At 62.5% G+C, this 22,782-nt stretch carries 20 protein-coding genes; 9 read left to right on the forward strand and 11 right to left on the reverse strand.

From position 1 onward, the window contains the following. Window positions 1-53: 53 nt before the first annotated feature. The 6 genes from aroQ to CSQ91_RS17020 all read left to right on the forward strand — a co-directional run bounded on the left by aroQ (window position 54) and on the right by CSQ91_RS17020 (window position 5,729). Window positions 54-491: a type II 3-dehydroquinate dehydratase gene (gene aroQ, locus CSQ91_RS16995; protein ID WP_034746628.1), complete on the forward strand. Its 438-nt coding sequence runs from the start codon at window positions 54-56 to the stop codon at window positions 489-491. 91 nt (window positions 492-582) lie between these two features. Further along, complete coding sequence (gene accB, locus CSQ91_RS17000; protein WP_034780252.1) at window positions 583-1,044, forward strand: acetyl-CoA carboxylase biotin carboxyl carrier protein; 462 nt, start codon at window positions 583-585, stop codon at window positions 1,042-1,044. 101 nt (window positions 1,045-1,145) lie between these two features. Further along, on the forward strand, window positions 1,146-2,561 hold the full coding sequence (gene accC / locus CSQ91_RS17005) for an acetyl-CoA carboxylase biotin carboxylase subunit (RefSeq protein WP_034746622.1): 1,416 nt from the start codon (window positions 1,146-1,148) through the stop codon (window positions 2,559-2,561). Then, window positions 2,558-3,502, forward strand: coding sequence for a 50S ribosomal protein L11 methyltransferase (prmA, locus tag CSQ91_RS17010; RefSeq protein ID WP_034780253.1), 945 nt, complete (start codon window positions 2,558-2,560; stop codon window positions 3,500-3,502). The genes accC and prmA overlap by 4 nt, the downstream gene beginning before the upstream one ends. 8 nt (window positions 3,503-3,510) lie before the next feature. After that, the gene (locus CSQ91_RS17015) at window positions 3,511-4,779 is read left to right on the forward strand and encodes a DUF3426 domain-containing protein (protein WP_099389032.1); all 1,269 of its coding nucleotides are present in this window, start codon (window positions 3,511-3,513) and stop codon (window positions 4,777-4,779) included. Window positions 4,780-4,790: 11 nt separating this feature from the next. Beyond that, entirely contained in the window at window positions 4,791-5,729 is a 939-nt protein-coding gene (locus tag CSQ91_RS17020; protein ID WP_070255959.1) for a carbohydrate kinase family protein, read from the forward strand. 49 nt (window positions 5,730-5,778) lie between these two features. Here CSQ91_RS17020 and CSQ91_RS17025 read toward each other — a convergent pair whose 3' ends face one another. Next, on the reverse strand, window positions 5,779-6,312 hold the full coding sequence (locus tag CSQ91_RS17025; RefSeq protein ID WP_034780256.1) for a YggT family protein: 534 nt from the start codon (window positions 6,310-6,312) through the stop codon (window positions 5,779-5,781). A gap of 253 nt (window positions 6,313-6,565) precedes the next feature. Between CSQ91_RS17025 and CSQ91_RS28975 the strand changes: the two genes are divergently transcribed. Further along, the gene (locus tag CSQ91_RS28975) at window positions 6,566-7,561 is read left to right on the forward strand and encodes a hypothetical protein (RefSeq protein ID WP_180278448.1); all 996 of its coding nucleotides are present in this window, start codon (window positions 6,566-6,568) and stop codon (window positions 7,559-7,561) included. 900 nt (window positions 7,562-8,461) lie between these two features. On the opposite strand, the gene CSQ91_RS17035 is transcribed toward CSQ91_RS28975, so the two are convergent. Next, window positions 8,462-9,382, reverse strand: a complete 921-nt coding sequence (locus tag CSQ91_RS17035; protein WP_099389034.1) for a LysR family transcriptional regulator — start codon at window positions 9,380-9,382, stop codon at window positions 8,462-8,464. Window positions 9,383-9,503: 121 nt separating this feature from the next. Here CSQ91_RS17035 and CSQ91_RS17040 point away from each other — a divergent pair, with 121 nt between their 5' ends. Beyond that, the gene (locus tag CSQ91_RS17040) at window positions 9,504-9,833 is read left to right on the forward strand and encodes a nuclear transport factor 2 family protein (protein WP_180278449.1); all 330 of its coding nucleotides are present in this window, start codon (window positions 9,504-9,506) and stop codon (window positions 9,831-9,833) included. Next, complete coding sequence (locus CSQ91_RS17045; RefSeq protein ID WP_099389036.1) at window positions 9,830-10,606, forward strand: SDR family oxidoreductase; 777 nt, start codon at window positions 9,830-9,832, stop codon at window positions 10,604-10,606. Before CSQ91_RS17040 ends, CSQ91_RS17045 begins: the two co-directional genes overlap by 4 nt. Window positions 10,607-10,691: 85 nt before the next feature. Here the strand turns inward: CSQ91_RS17045 and CSQ91_RS17050 are convergent, their stop codons facing one another. From CSQ91_RS17050 to CSQ91_RS17090, 9 genes are all read right to left on the reverse strand, one after another. Next, window positions 10,692-11,843, reverse strand: coding sequence for a ribonucleotide-diphosphate reductase subunit beta (locus tag CSQ91_RS17050; RefSeq protein WP_099389037.1), 1,152 nt, complete (start codon window positions 11,841-11,843; stop codon window positions 10,692-10,694). Window positions 11,844-11,961: 118 nt separating this feature from the next. Further along, complete coding sequence (locus CSQ91_RS17055) at window positions 11,962-14,925, reverse strand: ribonucleoside-diphosphate reductase subunit alpha (RefSeq protein ID WP_099389038.1); 2,964 nt, start codon at window positions 14,923-14,925, stop codon at window positions 11,962-11,964. A 391-nt stretch (window positions 14,926-15,316) separates the two neighbouring features. After that, the gene (gene ampD, locus CSQ91_RS17060) at window positions 15,317-15,928 is read right to left on the reverse strand and encodes a 1,6-anhydro-N-acetylmuramyl-L-alanine amidase AmpD (protein WP_034780263.1); all 612 of its coding nucleotides are present in this window, start codon (window positions 15,926-15,928) and stop codon (window positions 15,317-15,319) included. Further along, complete coding sequence (locus CSQ91_RS17065) at window positions 15,906-16,970, reverse strand: sigma 54-interacting transcriptional regulator (RefSeq protein WP_099389039.1); 1,065 nt, start codon at window positions 16,968-16,970, stop codon at window positions 15,906-15,908. Before CSQ91_RS17065 ends, ampD begins: the two co-directional genes overlap by 23 nt. A 111-nt stretch (window positions 16,971-17,081) precedes the next feature. After that, window positions 17,082-17,342, reverse strand: coding sequence for a PP0621 family protein (locus CSQ91_RS17070; RefSeq protein WP_034780264.1), 261 nt, complete (start codon window positions 17,340-17,342; stop codon window positions 17,082-17,084). After that, on the reverse strand, window positions 17,339-18,142 hold the full coding sequence (locus CSQ91_RS17075; RefSeq protein WP_034780265.1) for a cytochrome C assembly family protein: 804 nt from the start codon (window positions 18,140-18,142) through the stop codon (window positions 17,339-17,341). The genes CSQ91_RS17070 and CSQ91_RS17075 overlap by 4 nt, the downstream gene beginning before the upstream one ends. Before the next feature lie 229 nt (window positions 18,143-18,371). Beyond that, window positions 18,372-19,355 (reverse strand): ABC transporter substrate-binding protein, encoded by a 984-nt coding sequence (locus CSQ91_RS17080; protein WP_099389040.1) that lies wholly within the window; start codon window positions 19,353-19,355, stop codon window positions 18,372-18,374. Between the two features lie 152 nt (window positions 19,356-19,507). Continuing rightward, window positions 19,508-21,502, reverse strand: coding sequence for a MacB family efflux pump subunit (locus CSQ91_RS17085; RefSeq protein ID WP_099389041.1), 1,995 nt, complete (start codon window positions 21,500-21,502; stop codon window positions 19,508-19,510). 5 nt (window positions 21,503-21,507) lie between these two features. Beyond that, window positions 21,508-22,695: an efflux RND transporter periplasmic adaptor subunit gene (locus tag CSQ91_RS17090; protein ID WP_070255985.1), complete on the reverse strand. Its 1,188-nt coding sequence runs from the start codon at window positions 22,693-22,695 to the stop codon at window positions 21,508-21,510. Window positions 22,696-22,782: the final 87 nt, after the last annotated feature.

Below are 22,782 nucleotides of genomic sequence, written 5' to 3' on the forward strand. Positions count from 1 at the left end.
TGCGTATCTTTGGCGGCAAAATGCGGAACTTTCGCTAAAACGGTCTTCCATACATGGCAAAAAACCTCCTTCTGCTCAACGGTCCCAACCTGAATTTGCTGGGAACGCGCGAGCCTGAGGTCTACGGCGCCAGCACCTTGGCCGATATCGAGCAGGCAGCAATGGCGCAAGCCATGGCGGCCGGTGCCGACCTGGTTTGCTTTCAAAGCAACCATGAAGGCGCGCTGATCGACCGCATCCATGCCGCGCGAGCGGAAGGGATCGATGCCATCGTCATCAATCCGGGCGGCCTGACCCATACCAGCGTTGCTTTGCGCGATGCGCTGGCCGGGGTCGCCATCCCGTTCGTGGAAGTCCATATCTCGAATATTTATCAACGCGAAACGTTTCGACATCACTCATTTCTCAGCGCGATCGCGCAGGGGACGATCTGCGGCCTGGGTATCGATGGATATCGGTTTGCCATCGACTTTGCGCTTAAAAAACGTTAATCTACGCGATCTGCACGCATTTAGCGCGGCGATAGGTTCTTGGACATCACCGCATCACTCATAAAACAAACTACATTCCTAGGGGTTTTACATGGATCTACGAAAACTCAAGACCTTGATCGACCTGGTCGCCGAATCGGATATCGCAGAGCTGGAAGTTACCGAAGGCGAAAGCAAGGTTCGCATCGTCAAATCGTCGGCCATGCCGCAAAACCAGATGGTCATGATGCAGCCGCAAGGCATGCAAGCCCAATATCAGCCAGCCGCGCCAGCCGCAGCACCAGCGGCTGCTGCCGTCGTGGTCGCCGCCGAGCCAACGGGCTATGTGGTCAAGTCGCCGATGGTCGGTACCTTCTACCGTTCCTCCGCTCCTGGCAGCGCCGCCTATGTTGAAGTGGGCTCGACCGTCAAGGAAGGTGATACCCTGTGCATCATCGAAGCGATGAAGCTCCTGAATGAAATCGACTCCGATAAAGCCGGTGTCGTGACCCAGATCCTGGTCGAAAACGGCCAACCGGTCGAATTCGGTCAACCCTTGTTTGTGATCGGCTAAAACCCAGTCCACACGGCCGGCAACGGCCGTTTGCAGTTTTAGCCCCTCACACTTGTTGTTTCGCCGGCTCGCCGGCTCTCACAGACATACGCGAACCTACCATGTTTGAAAAAATCCTGATTGCCAACCGTGGTGAAATTGCCCTCCGTATTCAGCGCGCCTGCCGCGAAATGGGCATTAAAACGGTTGTAGTCCACTCCGAAGCCGACAAGGACGCGAAATACGTCAAGCTGGCCGACGAATCCGTTTGTATCGGCCCGGCACAGTCGTCCCTGAGCTACCTGAACATGCCCGCCATCATCAGCGCTGCTGAAGTGACGGATGCGCAAGCGATTCACCCAGGCTATGGCTTCCTGTCGGAAAATGCCGACTTTGCCGAACGCGTCGAGAAATCGGGCTTCGTCTTCATCGGCCCCCGCTCCGAATCGATCCGTTTGATGGGCGACAAAGTGTCGGCCAAGCAAACCATGATCAAGGCAGGCGTACCGTGCGTACCCGGCTCGGAAGGCGCGTTGCCGGACGATCCGAAAGCGATCGTGCAAATTGCCCGCAAGATCGGCTACCCGGTCATCATCAAGGCCGCCGGTGGCGGTGGCGGACGCGGCATGCGCGTGGTGCACACGGAAGCGGCCCTGATCAACGCCGTGGCGATGACCAAGACGGAAGCCGGCACGGCCTTCGGCAACCCTGAAGTGTATATGGAGAAGTACCTGGAAAATCCGCGCCACGTGGAAATCCAGATCCTCGCCGACGAACACAAGAACGCCGTCTGGCTGGGCGAGCGCGACTGCTCCATGCAGCGCCGCCACCAGAAAGTGATCGAAGAAGCACCAGCGCCGGGCATCCCGCGCAAACTGATCGAGAAAATCGGCGACCGTTGCGCCGAAGCTTGCCGCAAGATCGGCTACCGCGGCGCCGGCACGTTTGAATTCCTGTACGAAAACGGCGAGTTCTATTTCATTGAAATGAATACCCGCGTACAAGTGGAACATCCGGTTACCGAGATGATCACCGGCATCGACATCGTGCAAGAACAGATCCGCATCGCGGCCGGCGAAAAACTGCGTTTCCGCCAGCGCGACGTCCTGCTGTCGGGCCACGCCATCGAGTGCCGCATCAACGCCGAAGATCCCTTCAAGTTCACGCCATCGCCAGGCAAGATCGTGTCGTGGCATGCACCGGGCGGTCCTGGCATCCGCGTCGACTCGCACGCCTACGCCGGCTACTACGTGCCGCCGCACTACGACTCGATGATCGGCAAAGTGATCGCTTACGGCGCCACGCGCGAGCAGGCGATCCGCCGCATGCAGATCGCCCTGTCCGAAATGGTGGTCGAAGGCATCAACACGAACATCGCCCTGCACCGCGAACTGATGATCGACGCGCGCTTCATCGAAGGCGGCACCAACATTCACTATCTGGAACAGAAACTGGCCGACATGCCGGACCTGGGCAAGAACCTGAATGGCGGCAGCCCCAGCATCGCCAAGAAGTCCGAAATCAAGGCGGGCGCATGAGCTGGACGGAAATCGTCATCGAGATCGCCCGTGACAACGCCGAGGCCATGTCCGACGCGTTGATGGAAGCGGGCGCCCTGTCGGTCTCGGTGGAAGACGCCGATGAAGGCACGGATGCCGAGCAGCCGCTGTTTGGCGAGCCGGGCATGGAACCGAAGGAAGCGGCGTGGGAACGCAGCCGCGTGGTGGCGCTGACGGACGTCGACGCCGACCAGGCTGCCATCGTGGCCGCTGCGGCCCAGGCCGTCGGCATGGCGGAAGTTCCCGCCTTTGCCATGCGCCCCGTCGAAGAGCAGGACTGGGTGCGCCTGACCCAGTCGCAATTCGCCCCGATTCACATCGGCAAGAATATCTGGGTCGTGCCCAGCTGGCACGAGGCACCGGACCCTGACGGCCTGATCCTGGAACTGGATCCGGGCCTGGCCTTCGGCACGGGCAGCCACCCGACCACGCGTTTGTGCATGGAATGGCTGGAAGCCAATCCGGCTCCTGGCAAGACCGTGCTCGACTACGGTTGCGGTTCCGGCATCCTGGCCATGGTGGCCAAGAAACTCGGTGCGCAAACGGTGGCCGGCGTCGACATCGACCCGCAAGCGATCGAATCGGCGCGCGACAATGCCGAACGCAACCAGTGCGAGATCGAATATTTCTTGCCAGACACGTTTGCCACTTCGGCACACGCCACGGCCAAGTTTGACATCGTCGTCGCCAACATCCTGTCGAGCCCATTGAAGCTGATGGCGCCGATGCTGTCGGGCCGTGTCGCCGATGGCGGCGCGCTGATCCTGTCCGGCGTGCTGGCACGCCAGGCGGAAGAAGTGGCCGCTGCCTACGCACCATTCATCCAGCTGGGTGTGTGGGCCGAGCAAGATGGCTGGGTGGCCCTGCATGGCCGCCTGGGCAGCACGCAAGCACCTGCGCCCCGCGCGGAAGGTGCATAAGCACAGCAATGGCCCTCGCCACCAAATGCCCCCATTGCAACACGATATTTCGGGTCGCTGCTGACCAATTGAAGTTACGTGGGGGCATCGTGCGCTGTGGTACGTGCAGGGAAGTGTTTGACGGCAATGCCGCGCTGATCGATCCAGCTGCGGCATCGCCGTTTTTAACGTCCGCTCCCGGCACTGCCGCTCCCCTGCCAACCAGTTATCCGGCCGACAACAGCCTGCCGTCCGCCACGGACGACGAACCCATTTATTCCCTCGACTTCGACACCTCGTTCGACCCGTTCGGCATCCTGCCGGAAACGGCGCAGCTCAAGGAGAACGAAGACGATGGCGAGCACATCGAGCTGGACCTCGACGTGGCACTGCCTGACGAGGCGCTGGCCGACACGCCTGCCGCCGCACCGCTCGACCTGCCTGAATCTGCTGCAACACCGGCAGAGCTGCCCGAACCACCGTTGCCCCAGCCGATGGCGCCCTTCAAGCGCCGCCAGATCGATGACGCGCCCGCCTTCGCCACGTATTTGCGCGATAGCCGCCGCGAACCGAACCTGGAAACCGGCGCCGCGCCGGCATTGCCTGCCGCCGAAAAAGTCAGCCTGGACAAGCCCTTGCCGGCTGCGCATGCCGCAGCCAGCGCTGCGCGCCGGGAACCGACCCTGGCCGACCATTCCTTCACGCCACTGCCCGCCGCCCCCATCGCAGCGGATCCGGACGAAGAGCAGGAGGAGCCAGTCCTGCCGCCGGCCGACGACGAGCCGGCCTTTGTGACCTTGGGCCGGCGCCGCGAACAGAGCGGCAAGGCCTTGCGCGTGGCCATGGCCGCCGGTTCGGTGGTGCTGCTGCTTTTATTATTCCTGCAAGTGATGACCACCTTCCGCAATCCGCTGGCGGCGCAGTTTCCGCAGTGGAAGCCTACCCTGGTCGCGCTGTGCAAGCTCAGCGGCTGCCAGGTCGACTTGCCGGCGCAGATCGAGGCGCTGGCCATCGAACAAGGCGAGTTGCAGACCTTGAAGGACCAGACTTTCTCCTACGTCTCGCTGCTGCGCAACCAGAGCCGCAGCGTGCAAGCCTGGCCCAGCATCGAACTGATACTCAACGACGCCAATGACAAGCCGGTCTTGCGCCGCGTGATCGCGCCGCGCGACTACCTGCCGGCCACGATCGACGTGAGCACGGGGTTTGCGCCGCGCTCGGAACAAACCATCAAACTGTACTTTGCATTAGACCAGCTCACGGCGTCTGGCTACCATATCGCCATCTTTTACCCTTAACAGACACTATCATGACCAAAACATCGCTGATCTGCGGCTCGCTTGCCACCGACACCATCATGCAATTCCCCGGCCGCTTCGGCGAATCCCTGCTGGCCGACCAGTTGCACAAAGTAAACGTGTCCTTCCTCGTGCCCACCATGCGCACGGAGTTCGGCGGCTGCTCGGGCAACATCGCCTACAGCCTGAAAATGCTGGGCGGCGACCCGCGCATCGTCGGCGTCATGGGGCAAGATAGCGCCGCCTACCTGGAACGCCTGCAAAAGCTGGGCATTTCCACCGCCAACATCCTCATCAAGGCCGACAGCTACAACGCGCAGTGCTTCGTCACGGCCGATGCGGACAATAACCAGATCAATGCCTTCCACCCGGGCGCCATGTCGTTTGCGCATGAAAACCCGATCGCCAATGCGGGCCCGGCCAAGGTGGCCATCATTTCGCCGGACGGCGACCAGGGCATGCTCAAGCACGCCGCCGACCTGGCCGGGCTGGGCATCCCATTCATGTTCGACCCGGGTCAACAGTTGCCACGCTTCAATGGCGAACAGTTGATCGACTTCATCAACAAAGCCACGTATGTATCGGCCAACGATTATGAGATGGAAATGTTGATGGAACGCACGGGATTGACCCTGCCGGACATCGCCAGCCGCCTGGAAGCGCTGATCGTCACGCGTGGCGAAAAAGGGTCGGAAATCTATACGGACGGCAAGCGCATCGACATTCCTGTCGTGACCGCCAAAGAAGTGCTGGACCCGACCGGCTGCGGCGACGCCTACCGTGCCGGCTTGCTGTTCGGTATCACCAACGACCTGGGCTGGGAAACCAGCGGCCGTCTGGCCAGCCTGCTGGGCGCCATCAAGATCGCCACCCAGGGCGCGCAAAACCACGTGTTTACGCCGGAGAGCATCGCCGACCAGTTCGAAGCGGCGTTCGGTTACCGCTATTAGTATGTAGTCCGGTCGGCTTGCGCCGAAGCGCCAGGCCGACCTTCTCGCATTACCTCACCACAATAATCATCCCCACCAGCACCTGCGCGATCTGCAGCAGAATCAAAGCCACCAGCAGCGACAGATCCAGGCTGCCGACCAACGGCACCACCTTGCGTATCGGACGCAGCAGGGGCTCATTCAAGGCCCGTACAAACGGCGCCAGCGGCGCATGCGGGTTGACCCAGCTGAAGATGGCTTCGATGATCAGCAAGGCCATGAAACCGTAGAGTATCCATTGCAGGAAGCGTTGCAGCGACTTGAGCAGCACCACTTCGACGGGATAGCCGGAAATAAACAGCACCGAGCTGGCCAGCAGCACGATCAGGAAGGCGCCGATCAGGCTGGCCCAGTCATACCCGCCCACACCCGGCACCACGCGGCGCAGGGGGCGCACCAGCCAGTCGGACAATTGAAACGTGAATTGCGCCACCGACGAAGGCGGCCGCACGCGCACCGCCTGCATCCAGAAGCGCAGCAGCAACACGCCGCCCAGCAAGGTGGCGATGGTATCAACGATCAATGTAAGGATAACGATCAGCACGACTAATTCTCCAAAAAAAAACCGCTGTGTGATTGAGTCACACAGCGGCGTGTTGCCTCATCCAGGCACCCGTATCGTTGGAATTACGATGGGCGGGTGCTGGTTGGGAATGGCCAGGCTGCAGCCGGTGCCAACACGGTTTTTGCTACAGGTGCGATAGGTGCCGATGGTTTGGCGACAGGAGCTGCCTTCTTCGGCGCGGCCTTTTTAGGCGCGGCCTTCTTGGCGGCTGGCTTGGCGGCCACGGCGGCTGGTGCCGCTGGGGCTGCTGCCGACGCTGCTGCAGGTGCTGCTGCCACGACTGGCGCTGCGGCTGGCTTGGCGGCAGGTTTCGCTGCTGCTTTCGCTGCCGGCTTCGCTGCCACCTTGGCGGCTGGCTTGGCTGCAACTTTTGCTGCTGGCTTCGCTGCTACCTTGGCCGCTGGCTTCGCTGCAGGTTTTGCTGCAGCCTTGGCGGCAGGTTTCGCTGCTGCTTTGGCTGCCGGCTTGGCTGCGACTTTCGCTGCTGGCTTGGCGGCAACTTTCGCTGCCGGCTTCGCTGCTACCTTGGCCGCTGGCTTGGCTGCAGCTTTTGCTGCTGGCTTCGCTGCTACCTTTGCCGCTGGCTTGGCTGCAGCTTTCGCTGCTGGCTTCGCTGCCGGTTTGGCTGCTGCTTTTGCCGCTGGCTTGGCTACCGCTTTTGCCGCTGGCTTCGCTGCAGCTTTTGCTGCTGGCTTGGCTGCTGCTTTGGCGGCCGGCTTCGCTGCTGCCTTGGCGACGACTTTTTTCGCTGCTGGCTTGGCTGCCGCTTTGGCGGCCGGTTTCGCTGCTGCCTTGGCTGCAGGTTTCGCTGCGGCTTTTTTCACTGCTGGCTTGGCTGCAGCTTTTGCTGCTGGCTTGGCGGCTGCCTTGGCGACGACTTTTTTCGCTGCTGGCTTGGCTGCTGCCTTGGCGGCCGGTTTCGCTGCTGCCTTGGCTGCTGGCTTCGCTGCAGCTTTTTTCACTGCTGGCTTGGCTGCTGCCTTGGCCGCTGGTTTTGCAGCGGCTTTTGCTGCTGGCTTGGCGGCCGGTTTGGCTGCGGCTTTTTTCGCTACAGGCTTGGCTGCTGCCTTGGCTGCAGGTTTCGCTGCAGGTTTTGCTGCTGCCTTGGCCGCTGGTTTCGCTGCGGCTTTCGCTACTGGCTTGGCAGCCACTTTTGCTGCAGGCTTGGCTGCGGCTTTGGCGGCTGGTTTTGCGGCTGGTTTCGCTGCGGCTTTGGCAGCTGGTTTAGCGGCAACCGTCTTTGCTGCGGCTGCCGGTTTCTTCGCGGCAGGAGCAGCCTTGGCGGCTGGTTTCTTTACTTCTGATTTCTTAGCGGCTGTTGCCATTTGTCTCTCCTTCATCTGAGATGAGAAATTTAAGCTACAAGATTTAAACCCGTCCGACCCACCACAGGGATAGGCCAGGCGAATTATTCATCGGCACAAACGGTCGTTTGCGCTAATGAATTCGGCACCAGCTGAACTGCTGCAACTCCTCACGTTTGCAGCACTTCAGCCATCGTCGGTGCCACCCTGCTTTATCTCGCAGCTGGTGGCAAAGTCTGAATTCGGTCATTCGTTTTCGATGCCGTGCGTTTTTTCGCTCCTCGCATCGCGCTCGCTACAACACCGATGCGTCAAATAAAAAACCGCCATGCCTGAAAAAATTCGGGCACGGCGGCAGACGAAAACGGTGTGGTTTTGTGCATATCCGTGTAAATCTGTATCCCTGTTTTGCGAGGTTTTTTCGCTACCGCGCTGGTTAAAAAACCCCGCATTCTAACGCTCGCATTTGCAATCTCATAAAGTACACGAAAACCTTGTCAATGCGCAACCGGCACGACACGTTTTCGCCCGCTTTTTTGCACGTTACGCGTGCTATCGCACAATCGCGCGCCAAATGCCGCCGCCAGCGTGTCCGGAAACGATATTTACTAGCTGTCTCGCGCGCATTGGCGCCATCAAAAAAATGCGTCGCGGCGCGCGCGATGCGGCGAAAAAATGGCCGCACTTTTCTGTGCCGTCGCATGCGATGCACATGCGCCGCCGCGCCGCTGCGCGCCACGAAAAAGCGGCTAACAAAAAGCGGCATGCGATGCCGCAGCCTGTCTCCAGAACGGTGGCGGCGGGCTGGATAAAAACAGGCCAGGCTAGCGCGCGCCATTGGACGACGCGAGCCGGGAGAGGGCCAGCGCAGTATCGATGAAGGCGCGCAGTTTGGGCTGGCTCTGGGTACGGGCAGGAAAATACAGGAACAATCCACTCGTCGGCGGCACGTAGTTTTCAAGCACCCGCAGCAAGCTGCCGCTTGCCAGGTCACCTTCGATTTCCACATCCGGTATATACGCCAGGCCCAGACCCGAGCGGGCGAAATCGGCGATCAGCGTGGTGTCGTTGACGACCAGGGGCGCGCCGGTTTCCACCAGAAATTCCTCGCCATCGCGCACGAAGCGCCAGCGGTGCAAGGCGCCGGAAGTGTGGAAGCGGTAGGCCAGCGTGTCGTGGCGCACCAGGTCTTCCGGGATCAGCGGCTGCCCTTTCCGCTCGAAGTAGCCGGGCGCGCCAACCACGGACCAGCGCAAGTCCCCCGTCAGGCGCACCGCCACCATCTCCTGCTCCACGGACTGTCCCAGGCGGATGCCGGCGTCGTAACCGTGCGCCAGCAGATCGACCGCGCCATCGTCGAGCGACAGGTCGATGGTCACGTCAGGATAACTGCTGCGAAAACGCGGTATCAATGCGCGCATGACCAGCGCGCCCAGCGCGCGCGGTACCGTCAGCCGCAGATGGCCGGCGGGCCGGTCGCGAAACATGGTCAGCGCGGCGAAGGCGTCATCGATCTGCCGGGTAGCGCCGGCCAGGCTGGCGTACAGGCCCGCGCCGGCTTCGGTGAAGGCGACATTGCGCGTATTGCGCTTGAAGAGCAGCACGCCATGCTGGCGCTCCATCACCTTGACCGCCTTGCTGACGGCCGTCACCGTCACGCCAAGCTGCAGTGCCGCGGCGCTGAAACTTTTGCGCTCGGCGACCGCGAGAAAGGTACGGATACCATCGAGAGAGTTATTTTTCATGCGCGCTCACGCAGTCAATAATGAACCTGAAGTTTAAAGCCTATCGCCGCTGCTGTACTATTTCTCTGCAATTGAACGCCATATGATGGTCGCTCCCTACCTCTCCCCCAAAGGAAGCACCATGTCTCTCCTCATGCCGGCAATCGTCGGCGACTACCTTACCGCCGAAAACCATCACGATAGCGACGCCGTGGCGCAGTGCTTCGCAGCCGATGGCGCCGTGCATGACGACGGTCATGCGTACGCGGGCCATGCCGCCATCAAGGCCTGGAAGGAAGCTGGCAGCAAGCAGTACGGCGCCACCGTCAGCCCCACCTCGGCCGACACCCGGGGCGCGCGCTGCGTGGTCACCAGCAGCGTCAGTGGCAATTTCCCCGGCAGCCCGCTGGAGCTGCGCTTTGCCTTCACGCTCGCCAGCAACCGCATCCAGACCCTGGAGATCAGCGCATGAATACCGATTTCAAGGACAAGCGCGTGCTGATCACGGGCGGCACCAAGGGCATGGGCGAGGCGACGCTGAAACTGATGCTCGAGCGCGGCGCGCGCGTGGCGACCACGGCGCGCGCCGCCAGCGGCAGCTTGCCGGTCGGCGTGCATTTCATCGCGGCCGACCTGCGTACCCGCGTGGGAACCGACACGCTGATCCGGGAAGCGCTGGCCAGCCTGGGCGGGGTCGATATCCTGATCAATAACGTGGGCGGTTCGACGGCCGCGGGCGGCGGCGCACTGGCCCTGGACGACGATGCCTGGCAAGACGCGCTCGATGGCAACCTGCTTGCCGCCGTGCGCCTCGACCGCGCCCTGCTGCCGGCGATGGTGGCACGCCGATACGGGGTGATCATCCACATCTCGTCGATCCAGCGCAGCCTGCCGCTGTACGAGTCGACGCTGGCGTATGCGGCCGCCAAGGCTGCACTGAGCAACTACAGCAAGGGGTTGTCGAAGGAATTCGGCCCGCAGGGCATCCGCATCAATACCGTCTCGCCGGGCTTCATCGAAACCACGGCGGCCCACGCGATGATACGGCGCTGGGCCGGCCACGCCGGCATCACCGAAGATGCGGCCCGCCAGAAGCTGATGCAGACGCTGGGCGGCATTCCCATCGGCCGCCCGGGCAAGCCGGAAGAAGTGGCCGAACTGGTTGCCTTTCTGGCCTCGGACCGCGCCGCGTCGATCCACGGCGCCGAGTATGTGATCGACGGCGGCACCATCCCGACCGTCTAAGCCCGCTGCAACAAGCGCTCCACATGGCAAAAGGCCCCGCATCCGCGAGGCCTTTGTGACATGACTGGTAACGCTATCGGCTGGCTTATTCCCAGTTCAGCGCGCCGCCGGTCTGGTATTCCGTCACGCGCGTCTCGAAGAAGTTGCGTTCCTTCTTCATGTCGATCATCTCGCTCATCCATGGGAATGGATTTTCCTCCTGGGCGAACAGCGGCTCGATGCCGATCTGCTGCGCGCGGCGGTTGGCGATGAAGCGCAGATAGCCCTTGAACATCGGCGCATTCAGACCCAGCACGCCGCGTGGCATGGTGTCTTCCGCGTACGCGTATTCCAGTTCCACGGCCTTCATGAACAGGTCCTTGATCTCTTCGCGGAAGGCGGCCGTCCACAGCTGCGGGTTTTCCATCTTGATCGTGTTGATCAGGTCGATGCCAAAGTTGCAATGCATCGATTCATCGCGCAGGATGTACTGGTACTGCTCGGCAGCGCCCATCATCTTGTTCTGGCGGCCCAGCGCCAGGATCTGCGTGAAGCCGACGTAGAAGAACAGGCCTTCCATCAGGCAGGCAAACACGATCAGGGACTTCAGCAGCTTCTGGTCGTTTTCCACCGTGCCGGTGACGAACGCCGGGTCGGTCAGGGTGTTGATGAACGGGATCAGGAATTCATCCTTATCGCGGATCGACTTGACTTCGTTGTAGGCGTTGAAGATCTCGCCTTCGTCCAGACCCAGCGATTCGACGATGTACTGGTAGGCGTGCGTATGGATCGCTTCCTCGAACGCCTGGCGCAGCAGGTACTGGCGGCATTCCGGCGCCGTGATGTGGCGGTAGGTGCCCAGCACGATGTTGTTGGCGGCCAGCGAGTCGGCCGTCACGAAGAAGCCCAGGTTGCGCTTGACCAGGCGGCGCTCGTCGTCCGTCAGGCCATTCGGGTTCTTCCACAGTTCGATATCGCGCTGCATGTTGACTTCCTGCGGCATCCAGTGGTTGGCGCAGCCGGCCAGGTATTTGTCCCACGCCCATTTGTACTTGAACGGCACCAGCTGGTTGACGTCCGTCTTGCCGTTGATGATGCGCTTGTCGTCGGCATTCACGCGGCGCGCCACTTGCTCGGCGTTCGCTTCGGACGGCTCGGCACCTGCCGACAGGTTCAATTCGGTATTTCCCAGTGGCGCTTGCTGCGCCGGACGCGGCACAGCTGCCGACGTGGTTTCATCATCCCAAGACAACGACATATTCTTCTTCCTTTCCATGCCGGCGAGCCGGCGATCCGCAACAGGCCCGTTGTATCGGACAATGCGGACATTGACAACATTGAATCAGCCCGGCCGTGCCGGGCTGACAACTAAAATCTTACTGGCAGGCTTCGCATTCCTCAAAGCCATCGTCACCCGGACGCAGGTAGCAGGCTTCGCCATCGGCGTCGTCCGCTGCCGCTGCCACTACCGGCGCCACGGCCACTGCTGCTGCCGCCACGACGGCTGCCTGGGCGCTGGTTTGTGCACTTTGGGCGCTGGCCGACATGCCACCGTCGACTGCCACGGCGTTCAGGGCGCCCGTCTTGGAGGTCGATTTCTCCATGTGGGTAGCGGCGATGGTACGCAGGTAATAGGTGGTTTTCAGGCCACGCAGCCATGCCAGCTTGTAGGTTTCGTCCAGTTTCTTGCCCGATGCGCCAGCCATGTAGATGTTCAGCGACTGGGCCTGGTCGATCCACTTCTGGCGACGCGAAGCCGCTTCCACCAGCCAGCTTGGCGACACTTCGAAGGCCGTGGCATAGATATCGCGCAGGTCTTGCGGGATGCGGTCGATCTTCACCAGCGAGCCGTCGAAGTACTTCAGGTCCGAGATCATGACTTCATCCCACAGGTCGCGCGCCTTCAGGTCGCGCACCAGGTAGCCGTTGATTTCGGTGAATTCGCCCGACAGGTTCGATTTTACGTACAGGTTCTGGAACGTCGGCTCGATACAGGCCGAGACGCCGATGATGTTCGAAATCGTCGCCGTCGGGGCGATCGCCACGCAGTTCGAGTTGCGCATGCCGAACTTGGCGATGCGTTCGCGCACCGGGGTCCAGTCCATGGCCGACGAGGAATCGACTTCCAGGTAGCCGCCGCGCTCTTCGGCCAGCAGTTTGACCGAGTCTTGCGGCAGGATGCCACGGTCCCACAGCGAACCTGCATACGATTCATAGCGGCCGCGCTCTTCGGCCAGTTCCGTCGACGCCAGGTAGGCGTAGTAGCAAACGGCTTCCATCGAGGTGTCGGCAAACGACACGGCGGCGTCCGAGGCGAACGGGATGCGCATCATGTGCAGGCAGTCCTGGAAGCCCATCACGCCCATGCCGACCGGACGGTGGCGCATGTTCGAATTGCGCGCCTTGTCAACGGCGTAGTAATTGATGTCGATGACGTTGTCGAGCATGCGCATGGCGGTACGGATGGTCTTGGCCAGCTTGACGTGATCGAGCTTGCCTTCCTTCATGTGCGCCGGCATGTTCACGGAACCGAGGTTGCAGACGGCGATTTCATCGCTGCTGGTGTTCAGGGTGATTTCCGTGCACAGGTTCGAGCTGTGGACGACGCCGACGTGCGACTGCGGGCTGCGGATGTTGCAAGGGTCCTTGAACGTGATCCATGGGTGGCCCGTTTCAAACAGCATCGACAGCATCTTGCGCCACAGGTCCAGCGCGGCGATCTTCTTGAAGACGCGGATTTCGCCGGCGGCGGCCTTGGCTTCATAGCCCACGTAAGCCTGTTCAAAAGCCTTGCCGACCTTGTCGTGCAGGTCTGGCGTGTCCGACGGCGAGAACAGGGTCCATTCGCCTTTTTCCATGACGCGCTTCATGAACATGTCGGGAATCCAGTTCGCCGTGTTCATGTCGTGCGTGCGGCGGCGGTCGTCGCCCGTGTTCTTGCGCAGGTCAAGGAATTCCTCGATATCCATGTGCCAGGTTTCCAGGTAGGCGCAAACGGCGCCCTTGCGCTTGCCGCCCTGGTTGACTGCCACGGCCGTGTCATTCACCACTTTCAGGAACGGCACCACGCCTTGCGACTTGCCGTTGGTGCCCTTGATGTGGGCGCCCAGGGCGCGCACTGGCGTCCAGTCGTTACCCAGGCCGCCGGCAAACTTGGCCAGCAGCGCGTTGTCCTTGATGGCGTCGTAGATGCCTTCCAGGTCATCCGAGACGGTGCTCAGGTAGCACGACGACAGCTGCGAGCGCAGGGTGCCCGAGTTGAACAGGGTCGGCGTCGAGCTCATGAAGTCGAACGAGGACAGCAGGCTGTAGAACTCGATGGCGCGCGCTTCGCGGTCCGCCTCGTTCAGCGCCAGGCCCATGGCCACGCGCATGTAGAACGCTTGCGGCATTTCGATGCGCACGTCCTGGATGTGCAGGAAGTAGCGGTCATACAGGGTTTGCAGGCCGATGTAGCCGAATTGCAAGTCGCGGTCGGCCACGATGGCTTTGGCCAGGCGTTCCAGGTCGAAGCTGGCGAGTACCGGGTTCAGCAGCTCGGCGGCGATGCCCTTGGCGATGTATTGCGGGAAATACGTCAGGTATTCGGCGGCAGCGGCCGCTTGCGGCACTTCCTTGCCGAACACTTCCTTGCGCACCGTGTGCAGCAGGATGCGGGCCGTGACCTGGCTGTAGGCCGGGTCTTTTTCCATCAGCGCGCGCGCCGCCAGAATGGCCGACTTGTGCAGCTCTTCGACGGGCACGCCGTCGTACAGGTTTTTCACTGTTTCAGCCAGGATGGCGTCGGCATCGACGTGCTTTTCCAGGCCGGCGCAGGCGGCGTTGATCAGGTCGCGCACTTCCTGCATGTCCAGCAGGCGGCGCACGCCGTTGTCGGTGACGTTCAGCTGGGGCGCGGTGACTTGCGCGGAGGCGCCTTGCGCTTCCTTCTGCAGGCGGCGCTCTTCCATGTGCTTGGCGCGGTACAGCACGTAGGCACGCGCCACGTCGTGTTCGCCCGAACGCATCAGCGACAGTTCCACCTGGTCTTGCACGTCTTCGATATGGAAGGTGCCGCCGCCCGGATGGCGGCGCACCAGCGCGGCGACGACGCCGTCGGTCAGTTGTTCCACCAGTTCGCGGATGCGTGCCGAGGCTGCGCCCTGGCCGCCGTTAACGGCCAAAAACGCCTTGGTCATGGCGATGGCGATCTTCGAAGGCTCAAATGCCACCACCGCGCCGTTGCGGCGGATGATGCGATAGTCGCCCAATGCCGCGCCCGTGCTCGCCACACTGTTGGCCGCGCCTGGCGCTGGCGATACTGGCGTTGGATGGATGGAAATATCTTGTGGTGATTGCATTGAAGCTCCCGTTGTCAGCTAAAGTCAGCCTGCAGTTTTGCTGCCGCGTGTGTTGTTGAATAGAACGCCCGATGGTCAGGGTTTCTTCAGGTATTTGTTGCTAAATAGTAAATTCATAGTGCATAAAACAGGTCAGTATCCATCTCGCCACACCGCACTGCCCGGCTGGCGCGAAACACGATCAAGGGTGATAAACCGCCAGTTCCAGTGCTTTATCAGCAATCCGGATAGCTTTGACAATAATTCTGAAAACGTCTGTGATGGCACTAGATATAGTCTTTACATCCAACTTCTGCACTAATTGTAGTACCCATCGAAGGGTGATGCAATAGTTTTCCGGCATCCGCCAGCGTAATTTTTTGTCTTTTCTTATACGATTTCGGTTGACTTTTCAGGGCATGGATGGAAAGCCCAATCCCCGCGAAGTAAGCGCTAACGCAGGCTGCCCGCGCAAGGTTTCCAGCCAGCATACTTGGTAAAAATGCCAGTCAAAAAACGGTCCCGGATCCGTCTTCCTTCCCGGCGCGATATGCTCGTGGCCGCGCACCTGGGACAGCCCGTAGCGCGCCGCCAGCGCCACCGTCAGCGCCGCCAGGACATGGTATTGCCGCCGCTGAAAGGGCACATCGTCCGCGCCTTCCATTTCGATACCGATGGAATAGCCATTGCACTGCGGACGTCCCTCGAAGGTGGACGCGCCGGCATGCCAGGCACGTTTATCAGCAGAAACATATTGCAGCAACGCACCATCGCGCCGCACAAAAAAGTGCGCCGAGACTTGCAAGCCACGCAGGTCGGCGAAAGAAGGATCGGCATTATAATCTACCCGGCCCGTAAACAAGTCCGACACATGCGGTCCGCCAAAGTGGCCGCCCGGCAAGCTGATGTTATGGATCACCAGCAAATCGACTTGCGCGCCGTCCGGTCGCGCATCGTAGTATTGGGAGTCATAGCGCAGCGCGCCATCGCACCAGCCGTCTTCATCTATCGTCCATGCGCTCATCAAGTAGGGCTTCCTGTATCGTCAATTTCTGCATGCGGTAACGCAACTGGCGCACGCTCAGGCCCAGTTGGCGTGCCGCCCGCGCGCGGTGGTAGCGCGCCTGCACCAGCGCCAGCATGATCATGTCGCGCTCGGCCTGGCGCAAATACATGTCCAGCGGCAAGACGGGGGGCACGCCATACGCCGCCATGCCGGGCAGGCACAGTTGCCGCTCCGGCAAGGCCGGCGGCGCCCGCGACGGCATGCTGCCCACCGCCGGCGGCAAGGCCAGCCCCTCGAGCGCGATCACGCCGCCGTCGGCAAAGGCCAGCGCCCGCTCCAGCACGTTTTCCAGTTCGCGCACATTGCCGGGAAACGCATACGCGGCAAGGGCCGCCAGCACGGGCGGCGCCAGGCTCACTGCCCGGCGCGGCGACAGGCGCGCGAGGATCACCTCACATAATACCTGCAGATCGCCGCGCCGTTCGCGCAGCGGCGGCAGTGCCAGCTCGATCACATTCAGGCGGTAAAACAGGTCCTGGCGAAACGTCCCGGCCGCCACGCCGCGCCCCAGGCCATGCTGGCTGGCGCACAGGATGCGCACGTCGACTGCCTCGTCAGTACTGCCGCCCAGCTTGCGCACGCGGCGCTCCTGCAGCACGCGCAACAGTTTCACCTGCATGGCCAGCGGCAGGTCGTCGACTTCGTCGAGCAGCAGGCTGCCACCGTGGGCTGCCTGGAACAAGCCTTGGCGTTCGTGCAGCGCGCCCGTATAGGCGCCCGGGCGGCAGCCGAAGAATTCCGCTTCCATCAGCGCTTCGGGAATGGCGCCACAGTTGACGGCGATAAACGGGAAGCTGGCGCGCGCGCCCTGCGCATGGATGGCGCGCGCCGCCAGTTCCTTGCCCGTGCCCGATTCGCCGCGGATGGCCACCGGCGCGCCACAGTGGGCGATGCGGCCGATCTGCGCGCGCAGCGCCTGCATGGGCAGCGAGTTGCCGCTCAGTTGCGGCGCCGGCGGCATGCCGGCGGCGGTGACGGTCTGCGGGCTGGGACGGGACATGGGAGCGCGCCTTTCTGCAATGGCGGCGACGAACCGCCTGCTGCAGATGCTACGCCGGACGGGTGCCGGAGGCCGTTACGATACGGATGAGCAACGCGCGCCGGCACGCCCTTACAAGGTGGCGTGCGCGTGGCTGCAGTAATCGTGGCCCTTGGCCTGCACGTTTTCGGAGGCCGGGTAGTACACGCCGCAATGGGCGCAGCACAGCATCAGTTCGGCATCAGGCAATTCCTGCGGCCGGCCCGGCGGCGCAAACGGATTCGGCTGCTGTTGCTGCTGCGCGCGGGCCCGTTGCTGCATGCTCCGGATCTTGCTGCGGATAGCGAACAGCACCAGGAATACCAGCGCCAGCCAGAATAAAACACGTGTCATGCGAATCCTCGGTGTAAAACCACTTCCAGTACAAAACGGCTGCCGACATAGGCCAGCAGCAAGGTGGCGAAACCGGCCAGGGTAAAACTCAGGGCCGTCTTGCCGCGCCAGCCGCGAAAGCGGCGGCCTGCCAGCAGCGCGGCAAACAACAGCCACGACAGCATGGTAAACACGGATTTGTGATCCCAGTTCAGGGCCTTGCCAAATAGTTGTTCGGAAAACACGATACCCGACAGCACGGTCAGGCTCAGCAGAATGAAGCCCAGGCCGATCATGCGGAACAGCAGTTTTTCCATCGTCAGCAGGGCTGGCAACTGGTCCAGCGCCGTGCCGATGAAGCCGCGGCTTTCGCTGCGCGTATGCAAACGCGATTCCTGCAGCGCCATCAGCACGGCGTGGAAGGCGGCAATCGTCAAGGTGCTGTAGGCAAGCACGGCCACGGCAATGTGCCAGCCGAAGACGGCCGACTTGCCTTCCATGTTGACCTGGCTGCCAGGAAAGGCCCAGGCCAGGCCGATGGCGAGGACGGCGCTGGGCATGACCATGCGGCGCAGTCCGTCCAGGCTGAAATTGCGGTTCTCTATCCAGTAGGCGCCCACCGAGACCCACAGCGCGGCCGACAGCATGGCGGAAAAACCGAAGCGCAAGGTGCCCGGCGCCATCAGGTCGAACCACAAGGTGGCGGCGTGCGCCAGCCAGGCAACGCCGGTCAGGCCGGCAATGAGCCGGGCACGGGACGAGGGAAGCACCGCGCACGCCGCGTACAACAGCGCGGCGATGAAAAAGAAATAGATCTGCATAGTTTAAGTTTACACCATAGCCGACAAGCGCGATTCAGGCGACAGCCCGGTGACAGGCACGACGCCGCCATCCAATGCCGCAAGCCTGCCATGATATCGCGCCTGAGGCATGACGGGGTGGCGCACCCTCAAGATTTCGGCAATCTTTCACGCTACCTGTATATATTAGTATGCCGCAAAAAAATGATGGCCCGCTTAAGCGGGCCATCGGGCATTGCCAATATCCGGTTTACTTCACGTTCAGGCTCTTTTTCGCCTGCTCCAGCAAGTCGGTCTTGACCCAGTCCTTGGCCACGGGCGGTTTCGTCATGCGGCCCACGCCCGTTTTCACCATCACGTCCGTGGTGGTCTGGATATGCTCGGGCGAGATATCATACGAATACGGCGAATTGCTGATCGCGTCGTCGAAGTCATCCTTCGTGATCTGGCCGCGGAACACGACTTCGCGCACATACTTTTCCGCCGTCGCCTTGTTGTCGATAAAGGTCTTGGTGGCTTCGACGAAGCAGCGCATGAATTTTTCCGCCACGGGACGGCGTTCCTTGTAGAACTTTTCCGTCATCACCATGGTCCGCACGGGTTCGCCGATCGGCGTGTCGTACGGTTTGATGACTTCGGTGCCGAAACCCTTGTTGATGGCCTGCGACGATTGCGGCTCGGACTGCATCATGGCGTCGATATTCTTGCCCATCAGCGCCTGGTTCAAGTCGGCGTAGGCCAGGAATACCAATTGCACATCCTTGCCCTTGGTTTCGGAATACGTCAGGCCAGCTTGCGACAGCTCGGCCAGCAGCAGCACTTCCTGGATGCCGCCGCGCGTCACGCCCACGCGCTTGCCCTTGAGTTCCTTGACGCTGGCAATCTTTTGCCCCGCCCCGCCCACCAGGCGCGCGCCGCCCTTGGCAAAACCGGCCACCACGTAGATGGGCGCGCCGCCGGCGCGGCCGGAAATGGCCGCTTCGGACGCCGTCGCCCCCACGTCCAGTTCGCCCGCGATAATCGCCTGCATCACGTCGAGGCCCTTGGCGAACACATGCTCCTCAACCTTGATGCCGCACTTGGGCGCGATTTCCTTGATGTACGACACGGCACCGTAATGGGCGAATTTCAAGTTACCCAGGCGCACGACTTCCTGCGCCTGGACGGCACCCATGCCGAAGGCCAGCATGAGGGCGGCGGCAATACCGGTCTTCAAGGTTAATTTCTTACGCATCGGGTTCTCCTGTGGTGGTTGGTGTGTGCCCGCAAGGGCAAAGCTACGCGAAACACTGCTCTTATTATCAAGAGATAGTACCGCGTGTTGGAGCCAGGGCAACATTTTTTTGCCGGCAGCCACGCTGCCGGCGTTATGACGACCGTCTGTTGCTACTGTCCCGCCAGCGCCACCACGGGGTCGAGTCCCGACGCCTTGCGCGCCGGCATGAAGCCAAACACCAGCCCCGTCACCACGGCGCAGGCAAACGCGCCGGCGATGGCGCTCAGGGAAAAGATCACCGGCACGTCCCATACCAGCAGCAGGCCGGCCACCGTCACGCCAACCACGATGCCGGCCACGCCGCCCACCACCGACACCAGCACGGCTTCGGTGAGGAACTGGCGCAGGATATCGCGCCGGCGCGCGCCCGTCGCCATGCGGATGCCGATTTCGCGCGTGCGCTCGCGCACCGTCATCAGCATCACGTTCATGACGCCGATGCCGCCCACCACCAGGGAAACGGCGGCGATCAGGCTGAGCATCATGGTCATGTTGTCCTGCGTCTTCGCTTCGGCGGCGATCGACGCGGCCGCGTTGCTGATGCCGTAGTCGCGGATGCGGTGGCGCTCGAACATGGTGGCGTCGACTGCCGCCTCCACCTCCGTCACGCGCTTGACGTCGGCCACCGCCATCACCGTGTACGTCGGCTCGCGCTGGCCGAAGACGCGGATGCCGGCCGTGGAAAACGGCAGCAGCAGCACGTCGTCTTCATCCTTCTCGCCCGTCAGCGCCCCCTTCGCGCTCATCACGCCGATCACCTGGAAAGGCACGTTGCCGATCAGGATGCTCTGCCCCACGGGATTGGCCACGTCGGGCATCAGCTTTTCCGCGAGGTGCGCACCCAGCACGGCCACGGTGGCCATCTCGCGCTCGTCTTCCTCGGTAAAGAAGCCGCCCTTGGCCACCGGCCAGGTCTGGATCTGCGGCAGGGCCGGCCCCGTGCCGCGCACATAGGTCTGCACGTCGAGGTTACCGTGGCGTATCACCTTGTTGCCCGTGACATTCGGCAGCACGTGGGTAATGCCCGGCACGTCTTTCAGCGCATCGAGGTCGGCCAGGGTGATGCTGCGTCCGGGAATACGCGAGCTTTCGCCGCGCGACGCCATGTACAGCAGGTTCGAGCCGAATGCGCCCAGCTGCGCCATCACTTGCTGGCGCGTGCCCAGACCGATGGCCAGCATGACGATCACGGAAGCGACGCCGATGACGATGCCGAGCAAGGTCAAGCCCGTGCGGAAGCGGTTAATCCACAACACGCGCCAGGCGGCGCGCGCCGCGTCGAGCAATTCCGTGCCCAGCGACGCGCCCGTGTCGTGGGCGGCGCGCGACATGTCCAGCGGCGGCAGGGCCGTCGACGTGGCGGGAATGGCGATGGCGCCCGAGTCTTCGATGATTTCGCCATCGCTGATCTCGATCACGCGGCGCGCCTGTGCCGCCACCTTGCGGTCATGCGTAATAAGGATGATGGTGTGGCCCGCGTCGGCCAGTTCGCCCAGCAGGGCCATGACTTCGGCGCCGCTGCTGCTGTCGAGCGCCCCCGTCGGTTCATCGGCGAGGATGATGCGCCCGCCATTCATCAGGGCGCGCGCGATCGACACGCGCTGCTGCTGCCCGCCCGACAACTGGTTTGGCCGGTGATCGAGCCGCTCGCCCAGGCCCAGGCGCTTGAGCAGCGCTTCCGAGCGCGCATGGCGGGCCGCGGCCGGCATGCCCGCGTACAGAGCCGGTACTTCCACGTTTTCGCGCGCCGATTCGGTGGCGATCAGGTGATAGCCCTGGAAGACGAAGCCGAACGCTTCGCGCCGCAGCCACGCCAGTTCATCGGGATTCAGGCTGGCCACGTCCTGGCCGGCGAAACGGTAGGTGCCGTCGCTGGGCCGGTCAAGACAGCCAAGCAAATGCATCAGGGTCGACTTGCCGGAACCGGACGCGCCCACAATGGCGACGAATTCGCCGGCGCCGATCGACAAGGTCAGGCCGCGCAACACTTCCACGGCCGGCGCGCCGTCATGGCCGCCATAGCGCTTGCGGATGCCTTGCAGTTCAATCAACGGCGCCGCCTGCTCCGGCTGCCCGGGTTGCCCGAGCGACGCGGCCTCGCTCATGGCGCTCACAGCTGGAACCTGCTGCTGCCGCTGCCGGCCGGCTGCTCGCCCGTGACCAGCAATTCGCCTTCGCGCAAGCCTTGCAGCACTTCCGCGCTGAGGCGGTTGCGCACGCCCACGGTGACGGTGCGCGTATCGACCTTGCCGTCCGCATCCATCACGCGGGCCGTAAACTGCCCCGGCTTGGCGCCTTCTTGCGTCGAGGGTTTCAGGGCCGGCAAGGGCACGGCCAGCACATTGTTCGCCGCGGCCGTGACAAATACCACTTGCGCCGTCATCTGCGGCATCAATTCGCCATCGGCGTTATCCACGTCGAACAGCACGGTATATAAAATCACCTTGCTGGTCGACGGCGCCAGGGCCGTGCCGGCGGCAGAACCGCCTGGCACCGGCGGGGCCGGCAGCACTTGCCGCACCTTGCCGCTCCAGCGCCGCTGGTCACCGCCCAGGGTGGTGAAGTACACGGGCATGTCCGGGCGCACGCGGCGCACGTCCGCTTCCGACACTTCCGTCCACACCGTCATGGCCGACAGATCGGCGATGCGCAGGATATTCGGCGTCTGGTACGTGGCGTTCAGGGTTTGCCCTTCCTTCGCGTCCAGGCCCACCACCTTGCCGGCCATCGGCGCATAGATGCGCGTATAGCCGAGGCGCGCCTCGTCCGCCTTCAGGCTGGCCTGGGTCTGGTCGATCTGCGCCTTCAGGTGATCGATCTTGGCGCCGGCCGAGGCCAGGGTGGCTTCGGCCGTTTCCAGGTCGGCCAAAGGCGTCGAGTCGAACTTGGCCATCTGCTTCTGGCGCACGTGCTGCTGGCCCGCCAGGCGGTGCTGCGCCTGCTGGTCGGCCAGCTGCGCACGCAATCCGGCCAGCGCGGCGCGGCCCGCGTCGACGGTGGCTTGCTGCACGCTGGGGTCGATCTCGGCCAGCAGCTGGCCTTTTTCCACGGCGCTGCCGGGCTGCACGTGCAGGCGCGTGATCTGGCCCGACACCTGCGCGCCCACGTCGACATAGGTTTGCGGCTGCAGCGTGCCGATGGCCGTGACGCTGGCCTCGATATTGCCGCGCTTGACGGGCGCCGTGTCGAATACGGTGGCCGGGCCACGCGTGGCCCACAGTGCACCGGCGCCAAACAGCGCCAGCAAGACCACGCCGCCGAGGATACGGGTGCGGCGGGAAGGCAGGCGGGCCGCCATCAGGAAACCACTTTCAGTACATTCAAAACATCAATCGGTGTCGCCAGGCGTGAAAAGTGCATCGGTCTATCCTTGAAAATGGCAGTC

Source organism: Janthinobacterium sp. BJB301 (assembly GCF_002735685.1).
Taxonomy (GTDB): Bacteria; Pseudomonadota; Gammaproteobacteria; order Burkholderiales; family Burkholderiaceae_D; genus Janthinobacterium; species Janthinobacterium lividum.

Coding starts and splice junctions, on each gene's coding strand:
- aroQ (WP_034746628.1), top strand. CDS start 54: ATGGCAAAAAACCTCCTTCTGCTCAACGGTCCCAACCTGAATTTGCTG.
- accB (WP_034780252.1), top strand. CDS start 583: ATGGATCTACGAAAACTCAAGACCTTGATCGACCTGGTCGCCGAATCG.
- accC (WP_034746622.1), top strand. CDS start 1,146: ATGTTTGAAAAAATCCTGATTGCCAACCGTGGTGAAATTGCCCTCCGT.
- prmA (WP_034780253.1), top strand. CDS start 2,558: ATGAGCTGGACGGAAATCGTCATCGAGATCGCCCGTGACAACGCCGAG.
- CSQ91_RS17015 (WP_099389032.1), top strand. CDS start 3,511: ATGGCCCTCGCCACCAAATGCCCCCATTGCAACACGATATTTCGGGTC.
- CSQ91_RS17020 (WP_070255959.1), top strand. CDS start 4,791: ATGACCAAAACATCGCTGATCTGCGGCTCGCTTGCCACCGACACCATC.
- CSQ91_RS17035 (WP_099389034.1), bottom strand. CDS start 9,382: ATGAAAAATAACTCTCTCGATGGTATCCGTACCTTTCTCGCGGTCGCC.
- CSQ91_RS17040 (WP_180278449.1), top strand. CDS start 9,504: ATGTCTCTCCTCATGCCGGCAATCGTCGGCGACTACCTTACCGCCGAA.
- CSQ91_RS17045 (WP_099389036.1), top strand. CDS start 9,830: ATGAATACCGATTTCAAGGACAAGCGCGTGCTGATCACGGGCGGCACC.
- CSQ91_RS17050 (WP_099389037.1), bottom strand. CDS start 11,843: ATGTCGTTGTCTTGGGATGATGAAACCACGTCGGCAGCTGTGCCGCGT.
- CSQ91_RS17055 (WP_099389038.1), bottom strand. CDS start 14,925: ATGCAATCACCACAAGATATTTCCATCCATCCAACGCCAGTATCGCCA.
- ampD (WP_034780263.1), bottom strand. CDS start 15,928: ATGAGCGCATGGACGATAGATGAAGACGGCTGGTGCGATGGCGCGCTG.
- CSQ91_RS17065 (WP_099389039.1), bottom strand. CDS start 16,970: ATGTCCCGTCCCAGCCCGCAGACCGTCACCGCCGCCGGCATGCCGCCG.
- CSQ91_RS17070 (WP_034780264.1), bottom strand. CDS start 17,342: ATGACACGTGTTTTATTCTGGCTGGCGCTGGTATTCCTGGTGCTGTTC.
- CSQ91_RS17075 (WP_034780265.1), bottom strand. CDS start 18,142: ATGCAGATCTATTTCTTTTTCATCGCCGCGCTGTTGTACGCGGCGTGC.
- CSQ91_RS17080 (WP_099389040.1), bottom strand. CDS start 19,355: ATGCGTAAGAAATTAACCTTGAAGACCGGTATTGCCGCCGCCCTCATG.
- CSQ91_RS17085 (WP_099389041.1), bottom strand. CDS start 21,502: ATGAGCGAGGCCGCGTCGCTCGGGCAACCCGGGCAGCCGGAGCAGGCG.
- CSQ91_RS17090 (WP_070255985.1), bottom strand. CDS start 22,695: ATGGCGGCCCGCCTGCCTTCCCGCCGCACCCGTATCCTCGGCGGCGTG.